Origin of the sequence: Virgibacillus sp. NKC19-16 (assembly GCF_021560035.1) — a bacterium.
In the GTDB taxonomy this organism is placed as follows: Bacteria; Bacillota; Bacilli; order Bacillales; family Amphibacillaceae; genus Virgibacillus_L; species Virgibacillus_L salidurans.
Window position 1 is genome coordinate 2588798 of record NZ_CP074373.1, and the last position, 20334, is coordinate 2609131.

Below are 20334 nucleotides of genomic sequence, written 5' to 3' on the forward strand. Positions count from 1 at the left end.
TCATTCCTTATGTAATTGAAGATTAATTCATGTTAGCAGTTATAGGAGGCGGGAAACAAGTAAAAGCTTTTACAGTTCAGAAAAATTCTGTAAAAAAATAAGCCTGCTATATGCACGCTTCTCTTAACTGGCCTTTCTCGTCATTTGTCTTTTTGCCCTTGTTCTCATAAGTGATTCTACTATTATAAATTTCTGATCTAATTTCCGAAGGTTTTGCTGTAATCCATTTAAATTCGTTTCTATTTCGTTCACTCGACCTTCTGTTTTTAAAATAAGTTGATTCACGTGATTACCATTCTCTCGTATGTCCTGCATTTCCTCCGTCATTTCTGTAAACCTTTCCAGTAAATCCTCCAACATTTCTCTAGTCACATACATCCCCCTTTGCAATATATTTAGATTAGCACCTATGGAGGAAACGCTACAAGAGTATTTCGAATTATCTTCGTGTCTGATATAGGTCAAATTATCCTTAATTCAGAAGAAAATCAGTTCATGTTATTAAAAACTGAAACATCCACAGCGGGAATTCCAGATTAATAAGTGTTTTCTAGATAATTATGGGAAAAAGTGGAGACGTTATTGAACTGGAGGAAAAAATAAGCCTGCCGGAATGCACGCTTAGTTGATTTCTTTCTAGAGAATAGCGCTGTCTGTTTTTACTTCCATCAAATCATCTGCAAAAAACCCCAAAATTATGATTCATTATACGAATATCTTGTTTCACTTCCTGCAATTCCGTCTCTATATTTGTTACTATTTGTTACTCTGGGTTCAGTATTCGTCACTTTCGTCTGCGCATCTTTTATTTGACCGGATAACTCATTGATCGCAATCATGATATCTTCCATTCTTACTCCCGCCATATGACTTCCTCCCTACGAACAGCTTTTTGCCAACATACTTCAATTCGCTTCTTGCTGAAGAATTGTAATTTCTGCTCTTGCATGGAGTAGATCATCCGAAAGAACGCTAAATTTTTTATCTAGGATATGGATATCATGTCTTGTTTCTTTCAGTTCTGTTTCTATATTCTCTACTCCTGACTCTATACTGCTAACCCTTGTCTCTATGTTGGTAACTCTTGTCTCTATATTAGCAACTCTTGTTTCTATATTACCAACCCTTGTTTCGATGTTCCCAACTGTCTCTTTAACATCATTTAAACTTTCTCCCAGTTCCTTCATCATTAAAAATAAATCCCTGTTTGAAATATCAGCCATACATTTCCCTCCTCTCACTGTCTATTAAGTGTAGCACCGCATAAAAAAACAAACAACCGAACAAAAGATGAAATTTCGACAGGAATGGGTAGTTAAAATGCCATTTTCTCCTAGGAAAAAATGGCATTTTTGCGTAGTTTCACCCCTATAAAACATAAAATTAAGCCTACTACTATTTTTTCCGTATGTCCTTCACCATCGACTCCACCAACGCTTCCTGATAACCAGCCTTCTTCTATTGTAAATTTTGGAATATGTCGTTAGAAATTAAAAACCGCTCCCAATCAAAGAAGCGGTCATGTACTACATTATTATTTATCATTCTCCCGCAAAATGTTCCCAGCCAATGCATAAAGTACAGCATATGTAACAAAATGCGAGGAGTTATCGTTTGTATCTTGTTGTGGGTAAACCTCCACATAATCCATTCCGCGGATACCGAGTTTGGCAAATTCATGAACAAGCTCAAGCAGTTCAAAAGATGTTACCCCGTTACCATCAACCGGACCACCTGGATTAAAGGCAAAATCAAGTACATCACTGCAAATACTTAAATAAACAGCTTCTGTTCCCTCACTGGCGATATCATATGCTTTACGGGCTAACGCTGGTAAGTCATTTTCATTGCCGGATTTACGGATCTCCCTTACCGAAATCGTTGTTGCGCCAACCTCTTTTGCATATTTTCCCGTTTCAGGCTTATTGCGTGGGCCATGAATACCCATATGGACAATACTTTCATTGCGTACACTTTCGCTTTCATAAATACGGTGGAATGGCGTGCTACGCGCGTATAAATCACCATCATAATCCGGATGATTATCATAGTGGGCATCCAAATGAATGATTCCCACCTGACCGTCAATCTCTTCACTTAAGGCCTTCACAATCGGATACGTTATACCATGATCCCCACCAAATGCAACAGGGAATTTATCCGTTTTCCACACATCACTAGCAAAATTTTCAATCCGCCGCATTGTTTCAATGGTATCTGCTGGAACCACATCGACATCGCCTAAATCTCCAATGTCATAATGCTCTAATACATCCATATCATTCAATTCTGGCAAATATCCCGAATAACGAGCCGAGTTCAAGCGAATCACTTTTGGACCCAACTCAGCGCCCGTATAATCGCCCCACGTTACAGCTCCTTCCCAAGGAACCCCATATATCAACACGTCTTTATCGTTTGTACTGTCATCTTTCAGAGTAACTTTCTTGCCTCCTAAATAACAAGGTGTATTACCATAAATTTTGTCCTGACTCATGTTGTTTCACTCCTAATTTATTTTACATTTGCAAAGAACGAATATTCTGTTGTCTAAAACATTTTCATCTGTTTTGTCTTTACCATTCCATCAGTGCTTATTCTTTTTATATTATATCCCAATGTTTTATACCCTTTATTCCTCTTTTTAAACTTTTTCTGAAACTTAAGTTCTTGATGATCAACGTAATCATATACCTTCACAACATTTTTATCATTGTGTAACCGATGAATTCTGCCAACGTCCCTCATTTTGCAAAAGTTATAATTCCATTATACATTTTCTCTACGCTACTAAAAAGCAAAAACGTGAAGAGGATCGTTGGGATGAATATAGTGATAGAACGTTCGAATTTATTGCCGGCTATACATCTGGCGGAGTCCATTTTGGTACGACGTGGAGGGAATTGGAAGAGATAAAAAGTGGCCAGACTCACGCACCTGCAAATCTAGCTGGCTCCACCGAAAAAGATATTGCCCTTTTTTATAGTGGTTCTGATAAACCGATTGACATCGAGGAGGACTTGCCTTTCTGAAGGATTGATTCCTCGGCCGTACGGTTGATTCTACACTCGTACATAAATTACAATCAAAAAACGACACCAAAATTGATGTCGCCTCTAGCTTTACCCCTTAATCGCACCTTCCGTCATCCCCTTCGAAATCCGCCGCTGGAATATCGCATAAAGAACGATCACAGGTACAATTGCTATAACAAGACTCGCAAATAATGTCCCCCAGGCATTCGTATACTGGGCTTCACTGCTGATGAAGTCAATCGCCAGAGCCAGTGTGTAGTTCTCACTGCTTTGCAAGAAAATCAATGCCATGAAATATTCATTCCAGAACTGAATGCTATTCATAATCGTTACCGTAATAATCCCTGACATACTCAAGGGAGTTATAATTTTTAACAATATGCCATACGGTGACATTCCATCTATTGCAGCAGCCTCTTCTAAAGATTTCGGAATGGTACTCAAAAAACTCGTCAGTACGAATATCGTGAATGGCAGCTGACTAACGGCATAAACAATTGCCAGCCCGAATATATTATCAAGCATGTTAAATTCCATCAATAAGAAAAATAACGGAATCCAACCAAGTACCATGGGAATCATCATTGCTGAAACATATAAAATGAATAGAAAATTACTCCCACGAAACTTCAGTCGCTCAATGGCATATGCCGTTGGAATCGCAAGCACCAATGTTAAAATTGCACCAATTACCGTCACGATTAAACTATTAAAAACGCTTGTATCAATATTATAATTTGTCCACGCATCGGCAAAATTTTGCACGTCAAATGATTCAGGGATGCCCCAGGGATTTCTATAGATTTCTGCATTCGATTTGAAAGACCCAAGAAACATCCAGAAGATTGGATATAATACTGCTATTGTCCAGAGGATAAGCGGAATCCGTATCCCTGTTTTTCCCAGGATTTCACCTACACTGCGTTTCATAATTTTTACCTCCTTTTTTCATTAATCACTTTGATCATCTTAGTATTCTACTTTGTCTCTTCGCATGAGCAATTGTAAAATTAGCACGGTAATTAATGAAAGGACTAAAATCATTACACCAATTGTCGCTCCGTAGCCGAAGTTATATTGCACGAATGCTTGCTGATAAAGATAAGAACCCATTACGTGTGTAGCATTGTTCGGCCCGCCACCTGTCATCACTTGTACCAAGATAAAGGAACCATTCAATGTTGTGATTACGATATAAAGCACAGAAATTTTCACCTGTGGCCATACTAACGGCAAAGTTACCTTCCAGAATTGCTGCCACTGCGAGGCCCCGTCTATTTCAGCCGCTTCATAATAACTTTTTGATATATTGGCAATTCCCCCCATAAGCATTAATAAAAATAATCCGATACCAGCCCATATAGATGGTAAAACAAGACTCGGAAGTGCCCATGTTTCACTTCCCAGCCAAGGTCTTGCTAAAGCTTCAAGTCCCAGAAATTCCAGACCAGAATTAACCAGTCCCAAATCCGGGTTATAAACAAACGTCCAGAGTATCCCAATAACGACAACAGACATTATATTCGGGAAAAAGAATACAATCCGATAAAATGGCGCCTCTTTTATTTTCAATTGTGTTAAAGCAACAGCAAAGAACATCGCCATGATCATAATGCCAATAACCTTTGTAACCACAAGGAAATAATCATGAATAATCGTATTCGGAATGATTGCATCATTAATTAAATGTATGTAATTATCTAATCCAATGAATTCCATGTTCTGTGACGAACCTGAGAAATCAAAGAAGGAATAGTACAAACCGCTAAACAGAGGATAAAGTGTAAAAATAGCAAACATAATAAAAGTAGGAACTAAACAAAAGGCCAAAAACGTATATTTTTGCTTTTTAGATTGTACCATCTAAATCACTCTTTTCTTTAAATAAACAGTATGGAATGAGAAAAATTTCCTTCACATTCCATACTATTTCCATTTACTTCATTACTGCCGGTAGTCAGCTGCAGCGGCTTCCGCTTCTTCCACAAACTCTTCTGCCGTCATGTTACCTAACATGAGAGACATTAAGGCATTGCCAATTGGAGTCTCCAAATCCGCACTCATTGGATGTGGTTTTTCGTAGATTTGTACTTGCTCCGGATCGTTAATCATCGCGTTTGCGTCTATTAAATAAGAAGGAACATTTTCATTTTCTGTTAAGTCCACTCCAGAAACGTTCATAATTGCTCCCGTATGTTCGGAGAATGACATCGCATACTCTCTGGAAAAGGCAAACTCTACAAAAGCCTTAGCAGCATCCGGGTTTTCAGCCTCTTCTGCGATTGCTAATGGACGTAAATCCGGAACGATTGCATATGGCTCACCAGCATCTTGCATAGGTGACGGAATAAATCCATATTCATATCCTTCAGGAACATCACTCTCCATTTCATTTGGCAACCAGAAACCAACCGGTATAAAAGCATTATCACCAAGCAAGAAATTCATTTGGGATTGTGTATGGTTTAATGCACCTAACCCTGAATCAAACATACCTTCCTGTTGCATTTGTTCCACCTTTTTCATCGTCTCCAGTACCACATCACTCGACCAAGCACCTTCTGCACCTGTAATTAGATCTGCCAGCAATTCATCGCCACCAGCCGCGCCAAATGCAGGATAAAGCATGCCACGCAAGAAGTAATAAGGATGTTCTCCACTTGTTACAAATGGATCGATCCCTTCCGCATTTTTAATTTCTTCCATAGAACTCATGAAGCTTTCAAAATCAGTCGGTACCTCATACCCTTTTTCTTCAAATAATGCTTTATCATACCAAGTGCCCCAAGCGTCAAACACCAAAGGCAGGGAATAAATTTCCCCATCAAATTTCCCAGGTTCCACAATAAAGCTATCTAATAGTGCGTCACCATTTTCAAGTTCGATACCTTCTGCCCATTCTGTTAAGTTCATCAATTGGCCATCTTCCACCATCTGCGTTTCACTTGATCCTGCACCGTCAATATACACAACATCAGGCGGATCTCCGGAAACCCAGCGTGTGCGCATCTCATCATTAATATTTGGACCAGCATGTTCTGTAATGCTTACATCCGGATACTCCTCCTGGAAGTCAGCAATCACTTCTTTCCACCAGGAATCTCCATAACCACCGACAAAATATTGTATTTCAAGCTCACCCGAAATTTCCCCATCACCGCTCGTCTCCCCTTCTGACGCCTCATCTGACTCACCTGATTCCTCAGTCGCAGATGTTTCTTCATCATCTGATGAACAGGCAGCCATTAGAGCTAGCAGCAGAACAGCTAACAATAGAAACAATGCACGTCCTTTAAATAATTTTTTCAAGCTATTTTCCCCCTTTGTTTTTAATAATATATATGAAGCGCATTAACAGTTATGAAACTATTAATAAGATTTCTAACACATCTCGAATTATTGACCTGCTTCCAGCAACAATTTCCGGCTTTACTTCGTGATTCCTCTGGGCTAAGTACTTTTGATTTCTTTTCCCAATAGTTAGTTGAGACAAATCCATTTTCATGCCGGTTTGCTTGTAAGTTTCAAAGACAACCATACAATAATATATTAAAACGCTTACACTTTAATGCTTAATATATCCATATATAAAATCAATAAATTATTATTTCAATAACATTCTACATATATGTGATATAATTTTATGAAAGAAACAAAAAATACAAACCCGCGTATAAGACCAACGTGGGTTTGTATAGATTCCTAGCATGACTTTTTCCTCGTCTGCAAAATTTCTCATTAATTAACCAAATGCACTTCTTTATTCCCACTTCGCTATCAAAGCATCTGCTTCTGCTTGAAGCGTATGGTAAGCATTTACTGAAATAAATTCATTATCTTTCTGATGGTCGAGTAATAGTTTGAAACTATTCATGTGATTGACGACTTTTTCTGCAGCTTCTTGATTTTCAAAGTGCTCCACCGCCGTTAAATGCAGTTTTAGTGAATGAGCAGCGTTCTCATTATTTGTGAATTCTCCCGCTTCCTCGAAATCTTCTACAAGTGTCTTTATGTCTGTTGCACTTACTTCATCACCTTCACCAGATTCGGTGTAGATTAGATAATTGTCGCGCACTGTATTAAAATCCTGCAAATCAGCTGTCCAGTTATCAACGATCTCTTCAACTGGTGATCCTTGTTCAATTTGCTCACGTACCCATCCATTCCCGATCAAATTATCAAAAAATGATATACCTTCACTATTTTCAGCGCGAAATTCAAAATCTTCCGGGTACATATCATGAATGGTTTTTACAATGGTAAGTCCTGTTTCTACAGATTGATAGGTGTTCCTGTCTGTAACATAAACTTCAATTCCACCTGAAAGTTCACCCGCATGCTTGGAAAATTGTGGTGTAAAATAAGCTGCTCTAAACTCCACACCAGGCATTTCGAGATCATTCAGCTCCTCAGCAAGCTTGGTCCCATCTATAAATGGCGCCCCAATTAATTGGAATGGTTGTGTTGTGCCTCGACCCTCGGAAACATTTGTCCCTTCAATTAAAGCGGTTCCCGGATAGACAAGTGCCGTATCCAATGTTGGCATATTCGGCGATGGTGCCACCCAGGAAAGTTCCGGGTCATCATAATACATGGAACGATCCCACCCGTTCATCTCTATGACATCAAGATTCGCTCCGATATCAAACTCTTCATTGAATAACATTGCTAACTCACCGACTGTCATACCGTGACGCAGCGGGATGGAATACATTCCAACAAAAGAGGAATAATCAGACTCGAGCACAGGGCCCTCTACTTTTGATCCTCCGATCGGATTGGGGCGATCCAGTACAATGATTTCAATATCGTTCTCCGCAGCAGCTTCCATTGCATATGCCATCGTATAGATGTAAGTGTAAAATCTTGTTCCGACATCTTGGATATCAAACACGAGCACCTCCACACCTTCCAGCATTTCTGGTGTCGGTTTTCTCGTTTCCCCGTATAAACTATAAACCGGAAGACCTGTTCTGTCATCAATATAAAATTCAACATAATCACCTGCTTGTGCATCGCCCCGTACCCCGTGTTCAGGACCATAAAGTGATATAAGATTAAAATCAGGGTGATTATGAAACAAATCAACAATACTGTTTAGGTTCTGATCAACGCCGGTAGGGTTTGTAATCAGCCCTACATTTTTCCCTTGAATCTTTTCTAATTCTTCATCCAATATCACATCAATACCAAGTTGTAAGTCTTCCTGGCTTGATACATCCTGTTTATTAGCTGAGTCGTTACTTGCCGCAGCTAACGAAAAGGACGAAAGGAGAAAGAGTACTATCAAACAGCCAAAATAGATTTTCTTCATTATTAACGCGCCTCCATCATTTTGTATTTGAAAGATTCAATCTATTATACCCGCACAACTACCAATTGATCATCATATCCCTGTAACAACACTAATTTGTCACAGGGATATCTATACTAATTATCTATATAATCAATCAATCTTGTTGCCCTGAGCTGAAGATGATTATATGCCTTCTCCGAAATTAGCTCATCTATTTTCTGCTGATCTAATAATAATTGAAAACCTTCCATATGTTTTAAGACCTTTTCCGTTGATTCGGTTTGTTCATAATGACTTACAGCAGTCAAATGCATAGCTAGGGAACGAGCAACCTGGTTATTTTCGAATTCGCCCTCTTCCTCAAACTGTTCAACAAGCAATTCCATATTGGCTGCACTTAGCGGATCCTCTGCATAACTTAATCCATGCCCATATTCATACATCTCCGGAATGGTAACAGGAAGCTCTCCGGATGGGTTGATTTCACCGGCTAAAACGTTTGATAGGGCTAATGCAGATACATCTTGATAGCCGTACGTGGCAGCGTAAGCATCTACTTCAGGAAATGCCATGATATCGTATGGATTATGGAGCGCTGTTACAACGATCGGTTTGCCTGAATCCTCTAGCTGGCTGACCAATTGTTGCTGTGCTTGGTTGGTATTAGCCACATAGGACGTTACAACAACGATATCAACCTCTTCTGCTTTATCCACTGCCTCATCAATTTCTTCAGGGCTTGGACTTGTTCCTGTTTCAAAACTGCTTGCTTCCATTCCTTTTTCAATTAGGGAATTAGCTACTAAATCCGTTTTCGCTTGTGAAGGGCCGGTAACAAGAACATTGTCCGTTGTATGCAGAGGCAGTAAGTCGCTTTCATTTTTGACAAGTGTAATACTCTTGTTTGCAATTTCTTCAGCTGTTTGTAAATGTTCCTCCGTGCCAATGTTTTCTACACGATCTGGATCTGTATAAGGATCTTCAAACAATCCATTTCTCATTTTGGCTTGTAAAATCCTAAAGACTGATTCGTCTAATCTTGCTTCACTGATTTCTCCGTTTTCAACAGCTTCTAACATGCTGTTGAATGCCATCTCTACATCTGGAGGATTTAAAAGAACATCTACACCTGCCTTGAAGGATTCAACAGAAACACGTTCTGGCGGAACAACATTCGCTCCTGACATATCTAGGCTATCCGTGATAACTAACCCATCATACCCCAACTCCCCGCGCAATAAATCTGTAATAATCGGTTTCGATAATGTGGCGGGCAACCCTGAATCGTCAAGAGCAGGGACGACAATATGTGCGGTCATTATCGATTCAACTCCCGCGTCTATAGCAGCCTTGAAAGGTTTTAAGTCCACTTCATGCAATGTCTCAATATCATGATCAATAATCGGCAAACCGTAATGGGAATCCACATCCGTATCACCATGACCTGGGAAATGTTTCACGGAAGACATTATATTTTCATTCTTATATCCCATAATCTGAGCGACTCCCAAATCTGAAACCAGATCCGGATCTTCGCCAAACGAGCGAACGCCGATAACCGGATTTTCCGGATTAATATTAACATCAACCGTAGGGGCAAAATTCATGTTAATTCCCAAACTGTTTAGTTCCTTACCTAAAATCTGTGCTGAATCTCTAGCATAATCTTCAGACCTTGTTGCTCCAATAGCCATATTACCAGGAAAAACAGTCCCCGGCTCTGTCACCCGCTGAACAGTCCCACCTTCCTGATCTGTTGATATAAAGAGAGGAATTGACGTCGGTTGGTCCATTGCGATTTCCTGCAAGCCATTCGACAGCGCATTGACTTGTGGCCCGTCAAGCGGTGTTCCAATATTGTGGGACCAATTAAAATATATCACGCCACCAATATGATAATTTTCAATGATCTCTTTGAAGTTTTTTCCTCCACGATTATTTCCTAAATTAGTTTCTTCATAATTCGGGTCTGTAGGTGTCTCACCATATGCATGGATAACAAATAGCTGCCCAATTTTTTCCTCCAAGGTCATCTGCCCTATTTTACTTTCAATCCAGTCAATGTCATCCTGATTATTTGAGCTGTCATAACCATACAGAGGCAGAACTAAAACAAACACAAAAAATAATGGCAGCATTCTTTTCCAGCCTTTTACTTTCATCTGAAACCCTCCTCAACTCATTTTATTTTTAACAGACTTGATAGTTATTGAAGGCGCATACAAATCAATCTACAAATGGACGCGAGGAATTCTGATCCCTCCTTTTCTAAATAGTCTTGGAATATTAAACAGCTGTTTATGTGTTAAAATACGAGGTGTTGATATAAGTATAATAGCTTTCAGGATAAATGACTACGTAATTATCGGAATTGATAGATTAGTCTTATTTTTTCATTGTTTTATTCATAGGCTAAAGGCCTGGTTTATATGTTTCAAAACTTATTACCCTTTGGTATTAAGCCATTTTGAACGTTAGTGGATTTAGTCTTACTTTTGAAAGATGAATAAATAGACCTGAAAATTATATAAAATCATAAATATATTTTCCTTATTAAGATAATGACAGGTCTTTTTATCCGTTTATTTTTACAATTTACAGTTCATATATCTTAGGCTTTGGAACTTACGATAAATTATAATACGTAAGGCCCATCCTCTGAAAAGTTGTCACTTATCTGTAAAAACATAAAAAAGCACGCGTATCTGAGTTAATATCACATACGCGTGCGCTAGTATCCATTGATTCAATCATTAATTTCTGACATTTTTAAGTGCCTAAAAATAGCTCTTTGCATGTCCTGCATGTAACATAATATTCCTATAAAAAATGATCAATTGCCTCTCTCACATAACCATTATGATTAGTAATAGCCTCTTTCACTCTAGAATAAGTAGCCCCAGTTTCGATCATAACGATCGCAGGTTTTACTTCATAATTCGTCTGTTTAAGTGTCTTTTCAGCCTCTTCATAAGAAACCTTTGTTGCCTCGATGACCGTTCGCTTTGCTCGCTCTATCAATTTATAGTTACTTGCATGTACATCTACCATCAAATTTTCATGGACTTTCCCCAATTTAACCATCGTGGTTGTACTAATCATGTTAAGAATCATTTTATGAGCAGTAGCTGCTTTCATACGAGTGGAACCCGTTAAAACTTCCGGTCCGACAATTACCTCAATTTCACAATTTGCGAAATTACTAATCAATGAGCCGTCATTACAGGATAAAGATATCGTATAGCAACCTAGCTTTTTGGCGTATTTTAATGCACCAATTGGATAAGGAGTTCTCCCACTAGCTGTTATTCCGACAACAACATCCTTGTTTGTAATATTTCTTGCATTAATATCACGTTCGCCTTCTGCTTCTGAATCCTCGGCACCTTCCACTGACTGAAAGAAAGCATCATTTCCTCCTGCCATAACTGTCTGCACCAAATCTGATGATGTCATAAATGTGGGTGGACATTCTGAAGCATCGATCACACCCAATCTGCCACTTGTTCCTGCCCCAACATAAAATAAGCGACCACCATTTTGAAGGGCATTGCTTATTTGCTCAACGGCAATGCTCACCTTGGGAAGTACAGCCTCTACAGCTGACGCCACTTTCTTGTCTTCATCATTAATGGTTTGCAAAATTTCCATTGTCTCCATTTGATCTAAATTCATACTTTTGGGGTTCCTTTGTTCGGTAGTTAGTTGGGATAATTCCATCGTTGATCTCCTTATCTATGCATATATTTAAGCATTTTTTAAGATTTATTTATACAGTAAATAGTGATCACGCACTTGTACAATCCACGTGTTCAATTCGTCTGCCCAGGAATCGATAATGCTATCAACTGAATTTTTGTCTTTAATCATTTTAGGCACTGCTGAATCACCAATGATCTCGGCGTAATTGGAATTCATTTCAAACTTATCCGGACTCTGATTTCTCATAGCATCAACTAAATGTAGACCAAGTGGAACTAAATCAATGGTTGAAGGCTCTATGATATGAACTTGAACTCCACCAACTAACTCACCTTCATGATCACCATGCATTGGTGTATAGTAAATAGATCTGAATGTAACTCCCGTAACGTTACGGTCATTCATTTCTTTTTCCAATTCTTCTCCGTTTACCCACGTGCCACCGACTAACTCAAACGGTTTTGTCGTACCAATACCTGTAGACAGTGTTGTGTTAGCCAGCAATTCTGTACCAGCATAAAGGTACGCACTTTCATCTGTTGGTATGTTAGGAGAAGTCATTACCCAAGGGAGACCAGTATCTTCAAAATGCATCGAACGCCTCCAGCCCTTCATTTTGGCAACTTTTAGCTTAACTCCCATGCTATATTCATGATTCCACATGGTGGCTAGTTCACCTATGGTTAAACCGTGACGGATAGGCAATAAAAACCTTCCCATAAAACTTACTGTATCCGGAGAACGAAGTGGACCTTCAACCTTTACGCCGCCAATTGGGTTCGGACGATCCAATACGATGACTTCTATATCAAATTCAGATGCTGCCTCCATAGTGAAACCAAGTGTATAAATATAGGTATATACATTGGAGCCGATATCCTGAATATCAAATAATAGTACATCAACATGCCTCAGCATATCCTTGCTCGGTTTCCAAGTAGATCCATATAAGCTATATACAGGCAGCCCTGTTCTTTCATCCATATATGATTCTACTTGCTCTCCTCCTTCCTGATTACCTCGTATACCATGTTCAGGTCCATATAAGGCTGTTAACTGAACATCAGGATGGTTGTATAATAGATCAATATCACTTACTAAATGACGATCCACACCAGTAGGGTTCGTTATTAATCCAACTTGTTTACCTTTGATCCAATCTAAATGATCATGTAAGAATACTTCAATACCAGGGACTACAGTTTGGTTGTTTTGGCTGTTTCCTTCTATATTCTTTACCGCTGCTACCACAAAAACACCCCTCGTTTGATATAGTTAAACTTTTACTTCATAACGTTGCTTACCACTAATAAAACTGCGGCAGAAAATGTTGGTTTTCATTTAATATGTCGTCAAGAATTTGTTTAGCAACATCGGCAGAAATTACTAACGGATGAATGGTTAGAGCTTGTAAGGCTGTGTCGTAACTCCCTTTAATTGCAGCTTCTACTGTGAGTTCTTCATAAGCCTTAACCACTTGTAATAGACCACGAATTTGAGGTCCCGGTTGTTTATCAATTTGTACTGGATGCGCTCCTTGTGCATCAATGACGCAGTTAACTTCTACGGATACATCATTATTCAAACAATCTAATACCCCTTTGTTTTGAATATTTACGGTTTGAATGTCCTTTTTATTATTAAAAATAGAGGTGATCAGATTAACGGCTGCCAACGAGTAATAGGCACCTCCCCGCTCATCTAATTGTTTCGGTTTATGAGATAGATCAGGATTTTTATATAGTTCAAAAAGTTCCCTTTCAATTTGCATTACCACTTCCGCTCGTGTCCCCTTATTTTGTAAGGAACCCCGCTCTTCTTGAAGCATCTTATCAGTCATGTAGTAATAACGAAGGTAACGACAGGGAAGGGCTCCAAGTGAACGCAAAAGATCACGATCCCATCCAAAATCCGGGATATTTTTCATATTCATCCCTTCTGAACCCGGCATTTTGTTAAGGATTTCATCAAGTACATCTTTTCCTTCTACTTTTATCTTTGTTGTCCAATTTAAGTGATTTATCCCAACCCACTCCATGTCTACTTGAGAGACATCAGCATTCGTCATCTTTGCTATTTTCATTGTTGTGCCAATCGGCAGGTTACATAATCCAATACTTTTAACATTCGAATATTTTATAACGGCCTCGGTAACAAGTCCAGCTGGGTTTGTAAAATTTATCAAAAACGAATCTGGAGCTAATTCTTCTATTTCCTTGCAAATTTCCAGAATAACAGGAATTGTACGCAGAGCTTTAGCGAACCCACCCGCACCTGTTGTTTCTTGACCAATGCATTTATAGCGTAAAGGAATTTTTTCATCACGCGCACGTGCCTCTAGAAGACCTACTCTGATTTGTGTCGTTACAAAATCAGCATTTCGAATTGCCTCTTTTCGATCCATAGTTAAATGGATACGTATAGGTAGCCCCGCTTCTGCAACCATGCGTTTTGCAAAAGCACCAACAATTTCAAGCTTTTCCCTTCCTTCCTCAACGTCCACTAAAAAGAGATCACGAATAGGTAATTCATAATAGCTATTAATAAACCCTTCAATTAATTCTGGCGTATAGGAAGAACCACCACCTATCACCGCGATTTTAAGTTCTTTCTTTGTCATGATGATGTCCTCCATATGAAATAAATCACTAGCATTGCATAAATGTAGTGAGAACATTCAGTAAACTAGGTTCCACTATTTTTTGCCAAAAAGTCAACGCCGACCTAAAAGTGGCTTTGCCCATTTTTTGAAAATTATACACAGTTATTCCAGAAGGGACGACGACAATAGTTGATATTACGGAACGGTTTGGTTGTCAAACCTGCTTAGCCAAAGATAGGCTGGTTTCCATAACGCTGCCTTTAACCAGCGGTTAATACGAAGCAGCGACTTGTTACTTTTTGTTTCTAATTGAATAAGTACATGTAAACAGTAGGTGATGAGTGCGATATAAATTTGGTTTTGTAATGCCGTTTCACTCATTCCATAAAAATGTTTGATTTCTACGTGTTGTTTCAGCCATTTAAAAAACAACTCGATTGCCCAGCGTGAACGATAGATATCGCTGATCTCGTCAGCACTTAAATCAAATCGGTTGGTGATTAAACGAAGGATATTTCCTTTCGTATCCTCCACTTCCACCAAGCGGAATACATTCTCCGCCCGGTTCTGAGTGGATCCAATATTAACCATTTTATCGGATAACACCGCAGATTCTGATGGTAGTGAAAAAGAGTGAACTTCTCGAATGACGGCATTTTTCTTCAGTCTTGAAGCGAAGAAATATCCTTCATCTGTCATTCGATCAAAGCGCTCGTAATCTACGTAGCCACGGTCAAACACATACATGGCTTCTTTATCATCAACGAGAACTTCTAATTGATTTCGGTCGTGTTCTTTCGCTGGAGTGATAACCACCTGTTCCGGATAAACCGTATATTTATCCATGAATACCAGCTTTAAATGAAGTTTCGCGCCAGCTTTCGTTTTACGGAACGCTGCCCATTTAAAATTTGTGAGATTTAGGGGCAACGTACTGGAATCAATGACTTTTAATGGCATGGAAGCGTTCGGTTGCTTTTTGTGAAATCCCCTGATCTGACCAACGAGATCCAAAAATATGCTAGCCAGAATCGATGGAGCTACTTCATTATTTTTACGTGACAGCTGGGATGCACTAATGGAATCAAAGCCAAGCGCTTTCTGGAAGTCATCATCAAGTAATGCATCACTCATTGCCTCTAAACTATCGGTTTCGTGAAGCTGTGCGAAAAGCAAAATTTTGATATAAGCTTTGGTCGTAAGCTTTTTCGTGTAATCATCTAGTCTCAGATTTTCTGCTTGTTCGAAAACTTTTTCAAAATGGATAGGTGAAATCCATTTACTAAACGATGATATTGGTGTATTCTTGTCCATATTAGGTCCTTTATATTGGATTTGGACAGGGAGCCACCCCTCTAAATCCATTATAAAGGTTTTTTTATGCCAAGAACAACGAAAAACCGAAGATTCCCATTAATTTTTATTTTTGTATAAAATTAATGCAATGCTAGTGGAAATAAATTTATTTAAAATATCCTTATTCGTTTCAATATTGAGTTTATCCATAGCCAATAAAATCGAACCATATACCGGTTCCATCTCTAATTTAATTAATTCATGGTTGGGGGTTACAACTTTTATCGTTTCTTCAAGTGCATTCAAAAGGTGGGTACTTTTTCCTTTTTGAAGGACGGAACCTGTAAGGACAATTGGAATTGTTTCACGATCAAATCCCCCTAACCTCTTTATAACTGAATTAGCAGCGATTCCTAATTCCCATCCCACTTCTTTTAGGATACGTATTGCAACCTTATCCCCGAGATCAGCTGCATGATGGAGAATAAGCGTAACCTTCAGTGGGACTTTTTCATTTAAATTATCTAAATAATAGAGGTACATTTCCTCCATATTATGAAATCCCAAATATTCAGGGATCATTTGCGTCAAAAGCGTTTGATCTTCGCGTTTCTCCCATGAACGCATAGCTGATCGAAATGCTTCTTGAGCCATGAAAGCCCCACCCGCGCCATCACCATACTGATAACCAAAACCGCCAGTTTGTACCGCTTCACCATATTTATTTTTACCTGCAGCATTCGTTCCAGCACCGCAGACAAGTACAACTCCTGTATTCGTATTACTTCCCGCTCGGAGACCTTCCAAGGTATCAGGTACAACATCCCAATTTTCAAATGGTAATGTTCGTAAGGCCTGGCGAAGAACTTTAAAATCCTTCTCCCTATCTGCTCCAGCTAATCCAAATTGGGCAAAACTTACCTGATCAGCTGTAAGACCAGCCTCATAAAGCGCCTGCTCTATAGCGATTTGAATATTTTCTAAGAATCTAGCGACACCTATACCTTGATGGTTTCCATTACTCGAAATACCATGCCCCACTCGATTTCCATCTTCGTCAACGATAACTGCGTATGTTTTACTATTTCCACCATCTACGCCAAGTATATATACCATCATTTTTCTCCTTTTAAAGGATGTTCAATAAGTCTCCTTTTAATCCTCTTTTTTGAACACACATTTCTACTATACATTATGGATCTTTTACTCTATTACATTTTTAACCTTTGACAGCACCCTTCATAACACCGGCAATGAAATACCTTTGAAGAAAAAGGAAGAAGATGATAACCGGCGTCATCGAAATAATAGCTCCAGCAGCAATTAAACGCCAATCTGACGTAAATGTACTCGAGAGCATATTCAATCCAAGTGGAAGGGTGTACATGTCTTGATCACTTACAATTATTAAAGGCCACAAGAAATCACCCCATGCAGTTATAAACGTGAATATTGCCAACGTAACCATCGAAGGCTTTACAAGCGGCATTAGTATTCGAAACCAAATTTGAAAGCTATTTGCTCCATCAATTCGTGCAGACTCATCTAATTCCTTAGGCACCACAGTAAATGCCTGACGCATTAAGAACACGCCAAACGCTGTAGTAATATGCGGCAAAATCATACCAGCATATGTATTACCCAATCCAAGATTTAAAGACAAGAGATAAATAGGAATCATTAAAAGTTGAAAAGGTATCATCATCGTGCTAAGAATTAAGATAAATATGATATTACGCCCCTTAAACTTCATCCGTGCAAGCGGGTATGCGGCCAGTGAGCAAAATAAGACATTAAAAATAACCGTTAATACAGTAACTATGGTACTGTTTAGCAAATACGTCCAAAACGGAAAGGTATCCATCACTTTAACAAAATTAGTAAACGTCACCTGTTCAGGAATTATCTGCGGAGGATATTGAAATATGTTTTCACCACCGGATTTTAATGCTGTTGAAAAAAGCCATATAAATGGACCTAGCATAAATAAAGTAACCAATATCAATAGAGTATAAAGTAATATTTTTTTCGTTATAGCAAAAAGAATTGTTGTAAAGGCTTTTTTATTTTTAACAGATGATACAGCCATTTTTCCCACCTCCTAAGTGATATTTCCTTTTTTACCCATAACTTTCAAATTGATAAGTGAGAAAATTAGGGTGAGTATAAACAAAATGACCCCTGCTGCACTTGCATAACCCATATTTAAATTGTCAAACGCCTCTGTATATATGTAAAAGACTAACGTTTCAGAGCTGTGAAGTGGCCCGCCACCCGTCATCACGTAAATTTCCTCAAATACTTTCATTGCAGAAATCGAAGACATAATAGATACAACTAGAATGAAGGGCATTAACATCGGAATAGTTATCCGAGTTATTTGTTGCCACCAGTTGGCTCCATCGATTTTGGCAGCTTCATAAAGATCTGAAGGAATAGATTGCAAGCCTGCTAGATAGATAATCATATAATACCCTAACCCCTTCCAAACCGTAACAACCATTACTGCGAATAAAACTGTAGATGTTGAAGTCAGCCAGCCTATTGGTTCCGAAATAATTCCCACTACTTCAAGCGCATAGTTTAGTAATCCATGCTCTTTATACACCCAGTCCCATGCGATACCTGCGACGACTAGCGATGTCACGACAGGTATAAAAAAGGCTGAACGAAAGAAGCCAATACCTTTTATTTTCTGGTTTACCAGCACTGCTAGAAAAATAGGAATGATTACGAGTGCTGGAACAACGCCAATTAAATAGATAAATGTATTTGTCAATGTTTGCCAAAATAAACTATCTTGAAATAAGTTCTGGTAATTTTCTACCCCAATAAATTCTGCGTCTTGAATCATATTATATTCGGTAAGACTTAACCAAATCGCTTGCAGCATCGGATAAAAAATAAATGCCCCTAAAATGACACAACCTGGAAGCAAAAACAAGTAAGGTGTTAATTTTTGTCTTTTCATGCAATAACCACCCCTCTCATATGATCTAAAACCTAAGAATTAAGCTTTATATGTAAAACTCACTCGTTAAAACGAAAGGTAAAGGGGCCAATAGAAGGGCCCCTTATCCTTCAGACATACATTAGTCAGCTACAACTGCATTCCATTCCTCTTCTGCCTCTGCAATAGCCTCTTCCGATGTTGATTCACCGAGCATTGCTTTGGACATTGCATCATACATCACCGTTTGCAATTCATTAAAATTGTCCATTGGAGGGACCACTAACTCGGCATTCGGCAATTGCTCTGCAGAAGTAATTCGTACAAGCTCCATTGGATCTGCGTCTTCAGGAGGCTCTGTAAAATAAGGATCTTCCAGAGCTTCTGTTGAAGACGGCAGAATCGGTGTAAGCTGTGCAAATTCAAGCTGGTTTTCTGCACTTGTGATAAACAACGCAAAATCAACTGCTGCTTCTTGGTATCCACTTTGTTCAGGAACAACCAAGTTCTGTACGCTCGTGGTTGTCTTACCTGAATCTCCAGTAATCGCTGCTGACGGTACTGTGGCATCATAAATATCCGGTGCGTTCTCTTGAATTTCTGCTATGAAAAAATTCACGCCAAATGCCACTTGCCCTGACTGGTAAAAATTAGTTCCTTCTCGCTGATCTCCTGTCAATGACTCAGCAGGAATCAAATCTTCTTGATAGAGTTCCGTAAAGTACTCAAACACCTCAACACCATCCGGGGTATTAAAAGCTGCAGTTCCATCTTCGTTTGTTAATGGAACACCCATTAATTCCATATGTTGCAAAGGGAGTGAAAGATCAAGTGATGGAAAGTATCCGTATTGATCTGTTTCCTCTTTGATTATTTCCGCATATTCCTTCGCTTCTTCATACGTTTCTGGAGGCTGCTCGGGATCAAGTCCCGCAGCTTCATAAATTTCCGTATTGTTTAACGTTACCGGTGTATCCAAATACCATGGAATTCCATAAGTCTCTCCATCTAATTGACTTGCTTCCCATGCACCTTCAACATATCGACTTATTTCCTCATCTGTGAGTGCTTCATCCAAATTTACAGTGGCATCTAATTCTGCCAGACTGCCTCCAAATGCCGGATTTAAATTCACGAGATCCGGAGCATTGCCGGCGGCTACATCAGCTAATATTTTCTGTTCCAGATCCCCTGCCGGAACATCCAGCCAATTAATCGTTATGTTTGGATTTTCCTCTTCAAAATCAGCTATCATTCCATTAATATAATCCGTAAAGGTTGGCTGCAGCTGCATTGTCCAAAATTCAAGTGTTATTTCCTCGTCTGCCTCTCCTCCACCATCATCTCCACCGTCCTCTGCCCCCGAGCTCTCGGAGGAACCATTACAAGCGGCCAGCAAAATCATTGTCACAAATAAAAACAGCAAAATAACTATTCGACTTCTTTTCATTTA

The 20334-nt window shown here is 39.0% G+C and carries 17 protein-coding genes and 1 pseudogene; all 18 read right to left on the minus strand.

Going from position 1 to position 20334, the window contains the following annotated elements:
* Positions 1-123: 123 nt before the first annotated feature.
* Positions 124-372, minus strand: a complete 249-nt coding sequence (locus tag KFZ58_RS13340) for a hypothetical protein (protein ID WP_235791793.1) — start codon at positions 370-372, stop codon at positions 124-126.
* Positions 373-695: 323 nt separating this feature from the next.
* Positions 696-866 carry a hypothetical protein gene (locus tag KFZ58_RS13345; protein WP_235791794.1) on the minus strand — a complete coding sequence of 57 codons (171 nt, stop codon included), beginning with the start codon at positions 864-866 and terminating at the stop codon, positions 696-698.
* A gap of 39 nt (positions 867-905) precedes the next feature.
* Positions 906-1223 (minus strand): hypothetical protein, encoded by a 318-nt coding sequence (locus tag KFZ58_RS13350; RefSeq protein ID WP_235791795.1) that lies wholly within the window; start codon positions 1221-1223, stop codon positions 906-908.
* Positions 1224-1534: 311 nt separating this feature from the next.
* The gene (locus tag KFZ58_RS13355; RefSeq protein ID WP_235791796.1) at positions 1535-2497 is read right to left on the minus strand and encodes an agmatinase family protein; all 963 of its coding nucleotides are present in this window, start codon (positions 2495-2497) and stop codon (positions 1535-1537) included.
* A gap of 625 nt (positions 2498-3122) precedes the next feature.
* The gene (locus tag KFZ58_RS13360; protein ID WP_235791797.1) at positions 3123-3965 is read right to left on the minus strand and encodes a carbohydrate ABC transporter permease; all 843 of its coding nucleotides are present in this window, start codon (positions 3963-3965) and stop codon (positions 3123-3125) included.
* A gap of 39 nt (positions 3966-4004) precedes the next feature.
* Positions 4005-4898: a carbohydrate ABC transporter permease gene (locus KFZ58_RS13365; RefSeq protein WP_235791798.1), complete on the minus strand. Its 894-nt coding sequence runs from the start codon at positions 4896-4898 to the stop codon at positions 4005-4007.
* Between the two features lie 81 nt (positions 4899-4979).
* The gene (locus KFZ58_RS13370) at positions 4980-6344 is read right to left on the minus strand and encodes an ABC transporter substrate-binding protein (RefSeq protein ID WP_235791799.1); all 1365 of its coding nucleotides are present in this window, start codon (positions 6342-6344) and stop codon (positions 4980-4982) included.
* Between the two features lie 451 nt (positions 6345-6795).
* Positions 6796-7110 carry an FIMAH domain-containing protein gene (locus tag KFZ58_RS19435; protein WP_441360287.1) on the minus strand — a complete coding sequence of 105 codons (315 nt, stop codon included), beginning with the start codon at positions 7108-7110 and terminating at the stop codon, positions 6796-6798.
* Positions 7087-8349: pseudogene (locus tag KFZ58_RS13375) on the minus strand (exo-beta-N-acetylmuramidase NamZ family protein); the annotation flags it as partial. The gene KFZ58_RS19435 and the pseudogene KFZ58_RS13375, both read right to left, overlap by 24 nt.
* A 116-nt stretch (positions 8350-8465) precedes the next feature.
* Entirely contained in the window at positions 8466-10493 is a 2028-nt protein-coding gene (locus KFZ58_RS13380) for a glycoside hydrolase family 3 protein (protein WP_235791800.1), read from the minus strand.
* A gap of 658 nt (positions 10494-11151) precedes the next feature.
* The gene (gene murQ / locus KFZ58_RS13385; RefSeq protein ID WP_235791801.1) at positions 11152-12051 is read right to left on the minus strand and encodes an N-acetylmuramic acid 6-phosphate etherase; all 900 of its coding nucleotides are present in this window, start codon (positions 12049-12051) and stop codon (positions 11152-11154) included.
* Between the two features lie 45 nt (positions 12052-12096).
* On the minus strand, positions 12097-13284 hold the full coding sequence (locus tag KFZ58_RS13390) for an exo-beta-N-acetylmuramidase NamZ family protein (protein WP_235791802.1): 1188 nt from the start codon (positions 13282-13284) through the stop codon (positions 12097-12099).
* A 55-nt stretch (positions 13285-13339) separates the two neighbouring features.
* A complete protein-coding gene (locus tag KFZ58_RS13395; RefSeq protein WP_235791803.1) occupies positions 13340-14653 on the minus strand; it encodes a 6-phospho-beta-glucosidase in 1314 nt (437 codons plus the stop codon).
* Between the two features lie 177 nt (positions 14654-14830).
* Complete coding sequence (locus KFZ58_RS13400) at positions 14831-15949, minus strand: IS4 family transposase (protein ID WP_235794744.1); 1119 nt, start codon at positions 15947-15949, stop codon at positions 14831-14833.
* A gap of 99 nt (positions 15950-16048) precedes the next feature.
* Complete coding sequence (locus KFZ58_RS13405) at positions 16049-17047, minus strand: N-acetylglucosamine kinase (RefSeq protein ID WP_235791804.1); 999 nt, start codon at positions 17045-17047, stop codon at positions 16049-16051.
* A 103-nt stretch (positions 17048-17150) separates the two neighbouring features.
* The gene (locus tag KFZ58_RS13410; RefSeq protein WP_235791805.1) at positions 17151-18020 is read right to left on the minus strand and encodes a carbohydrate ABC transporter permease; all 870 of its coding nucleotides are present in this window, start codon (positions 18018-18020) and stop codon (positions 17151-17153) included.
* 12 nt (positions 18021-18032) lie between these two features.
* A complete protein-coding gene (locus tag KFZ58_RS13415; RefSeq protein ID WP_235791806.1) occupies positions 18033-18902 on the minus strand; it encodes a carbohydrate ABC transporter permease in 870 nt (289 codons plus the stop codon).
* A gap of 121 nt (positions 18903-19023) precedes the next feature.
* Complete coding sequence (locus KFZ58_RS13420) at positions 19024-20331, minus strand: ABC transporter substrate-binding protein (protein WP_235791807.1); 1308 nt, start codon at positions 20329-20331, stop codon at positions 19024-19026.
* Positions 20332-20334 lie beyond the last annotated feature (3 nt).

What these genes read in the sequence shown, in the direction of transcription:
- KFZ58_RS13345 (WP_235791794.1), bottom strand. Translation starts at nt 866, where the DNA reads ATGGCGGGAGTAAGAATGGAAGATATCATGATTGCGATCAATGAGTTA.
- KFZ58_RS13350 (WP_235791795.1), bottom strand. Translation starts at nt 1,223, where the DNA reads ATGGCTGATATTTCAAACAGGGATTTATTTTTAATGATGAAGGAACTG.
- KFZ58_RS13355 (WP_235791796.1), bottom strand. Translation starts at nt 2,497, where the DNA reads ATGAGTCAGGACAAAATTTATGGTAATACACCTTGTTATTTAGGAGGC.
- KFZ58_RS13360 (WP_235791797.1), bottom strand. Translation starts at nt 3,965, where the DNA reads ATGAAACGCAGTGTAGGTGAAATCCTGGGAAAAACAGGGATACGGATT.
- KFZ58_RS13365 (WP_235791798.1), bottom strand. Translation starts at nt 4,898, where the DNA reads ATGGTACAATCTAAAAAGCAAAAATATACGTTTTTGGCCTTTTGTTTA.
- KFZ58_RS13380 (WP_235791800.1), bottom strand. Translation starts at nt 10,493, where the DNA reads ATGAAAGTAAAAGGCTGGAAAAGAATGCTGCCATTATTTTTTGTGTTT.
- murQ (WP_235791801.1), bottom strand. Translation starts at nt 12,051, where the DNA reads ATGGAATTATCCCAACTAACTACCGAACAAAGGAACCCCAAAAGTATG.
- KFZ58_RS13395 (WP_235791803.1), bottom strand. Translation starts at nt 14,653, where the DNA reads ATGACAAAGAAAGAACTTAAAATCGCGGTGATAGGTGGTGGTTCTTCC.
- KFZ58_RS13400 (WP_235794744.1), bottom strand. Translation starts at nt 15,949, where the DNA reads ATGGACAAGAATACACCAATATCATCGTTTAGTAAATGGATTTCACCT.
- KFZ58_RS13405 (WP_235791804.1), bottom strand. Translation starts at nt 17,047, where the DNA reads ATGGTATATATACTTGGCGTAGATGGTGGAAATAGTAAAACATACGCA.
- KFZ58_RS13410 (WP_235791805.1), bottom strand. Translation starts at nt 18,020, where the DNA reads ATGGCTGTATCATCTGTTAAAAATAAAAAAGCCTTTACAACAATTCTT.
- KFZ58_RS13415 (WP_235791806.1), bottom strand. Translation starts at nt 18,902, where the DNA reads ATGAAAAGACAAAAATTAACACCTTACTTGTTTTTGCTTCCAGGTTGT.
- KFZ58_RS13420 (WP_235791807.1), bottom strand. Translation starts at nt 20,331, where the DNA reads ATGAAAAGAAGTCGAATAGTTATTTTGCTGTTTTTATTTGTGACAATG.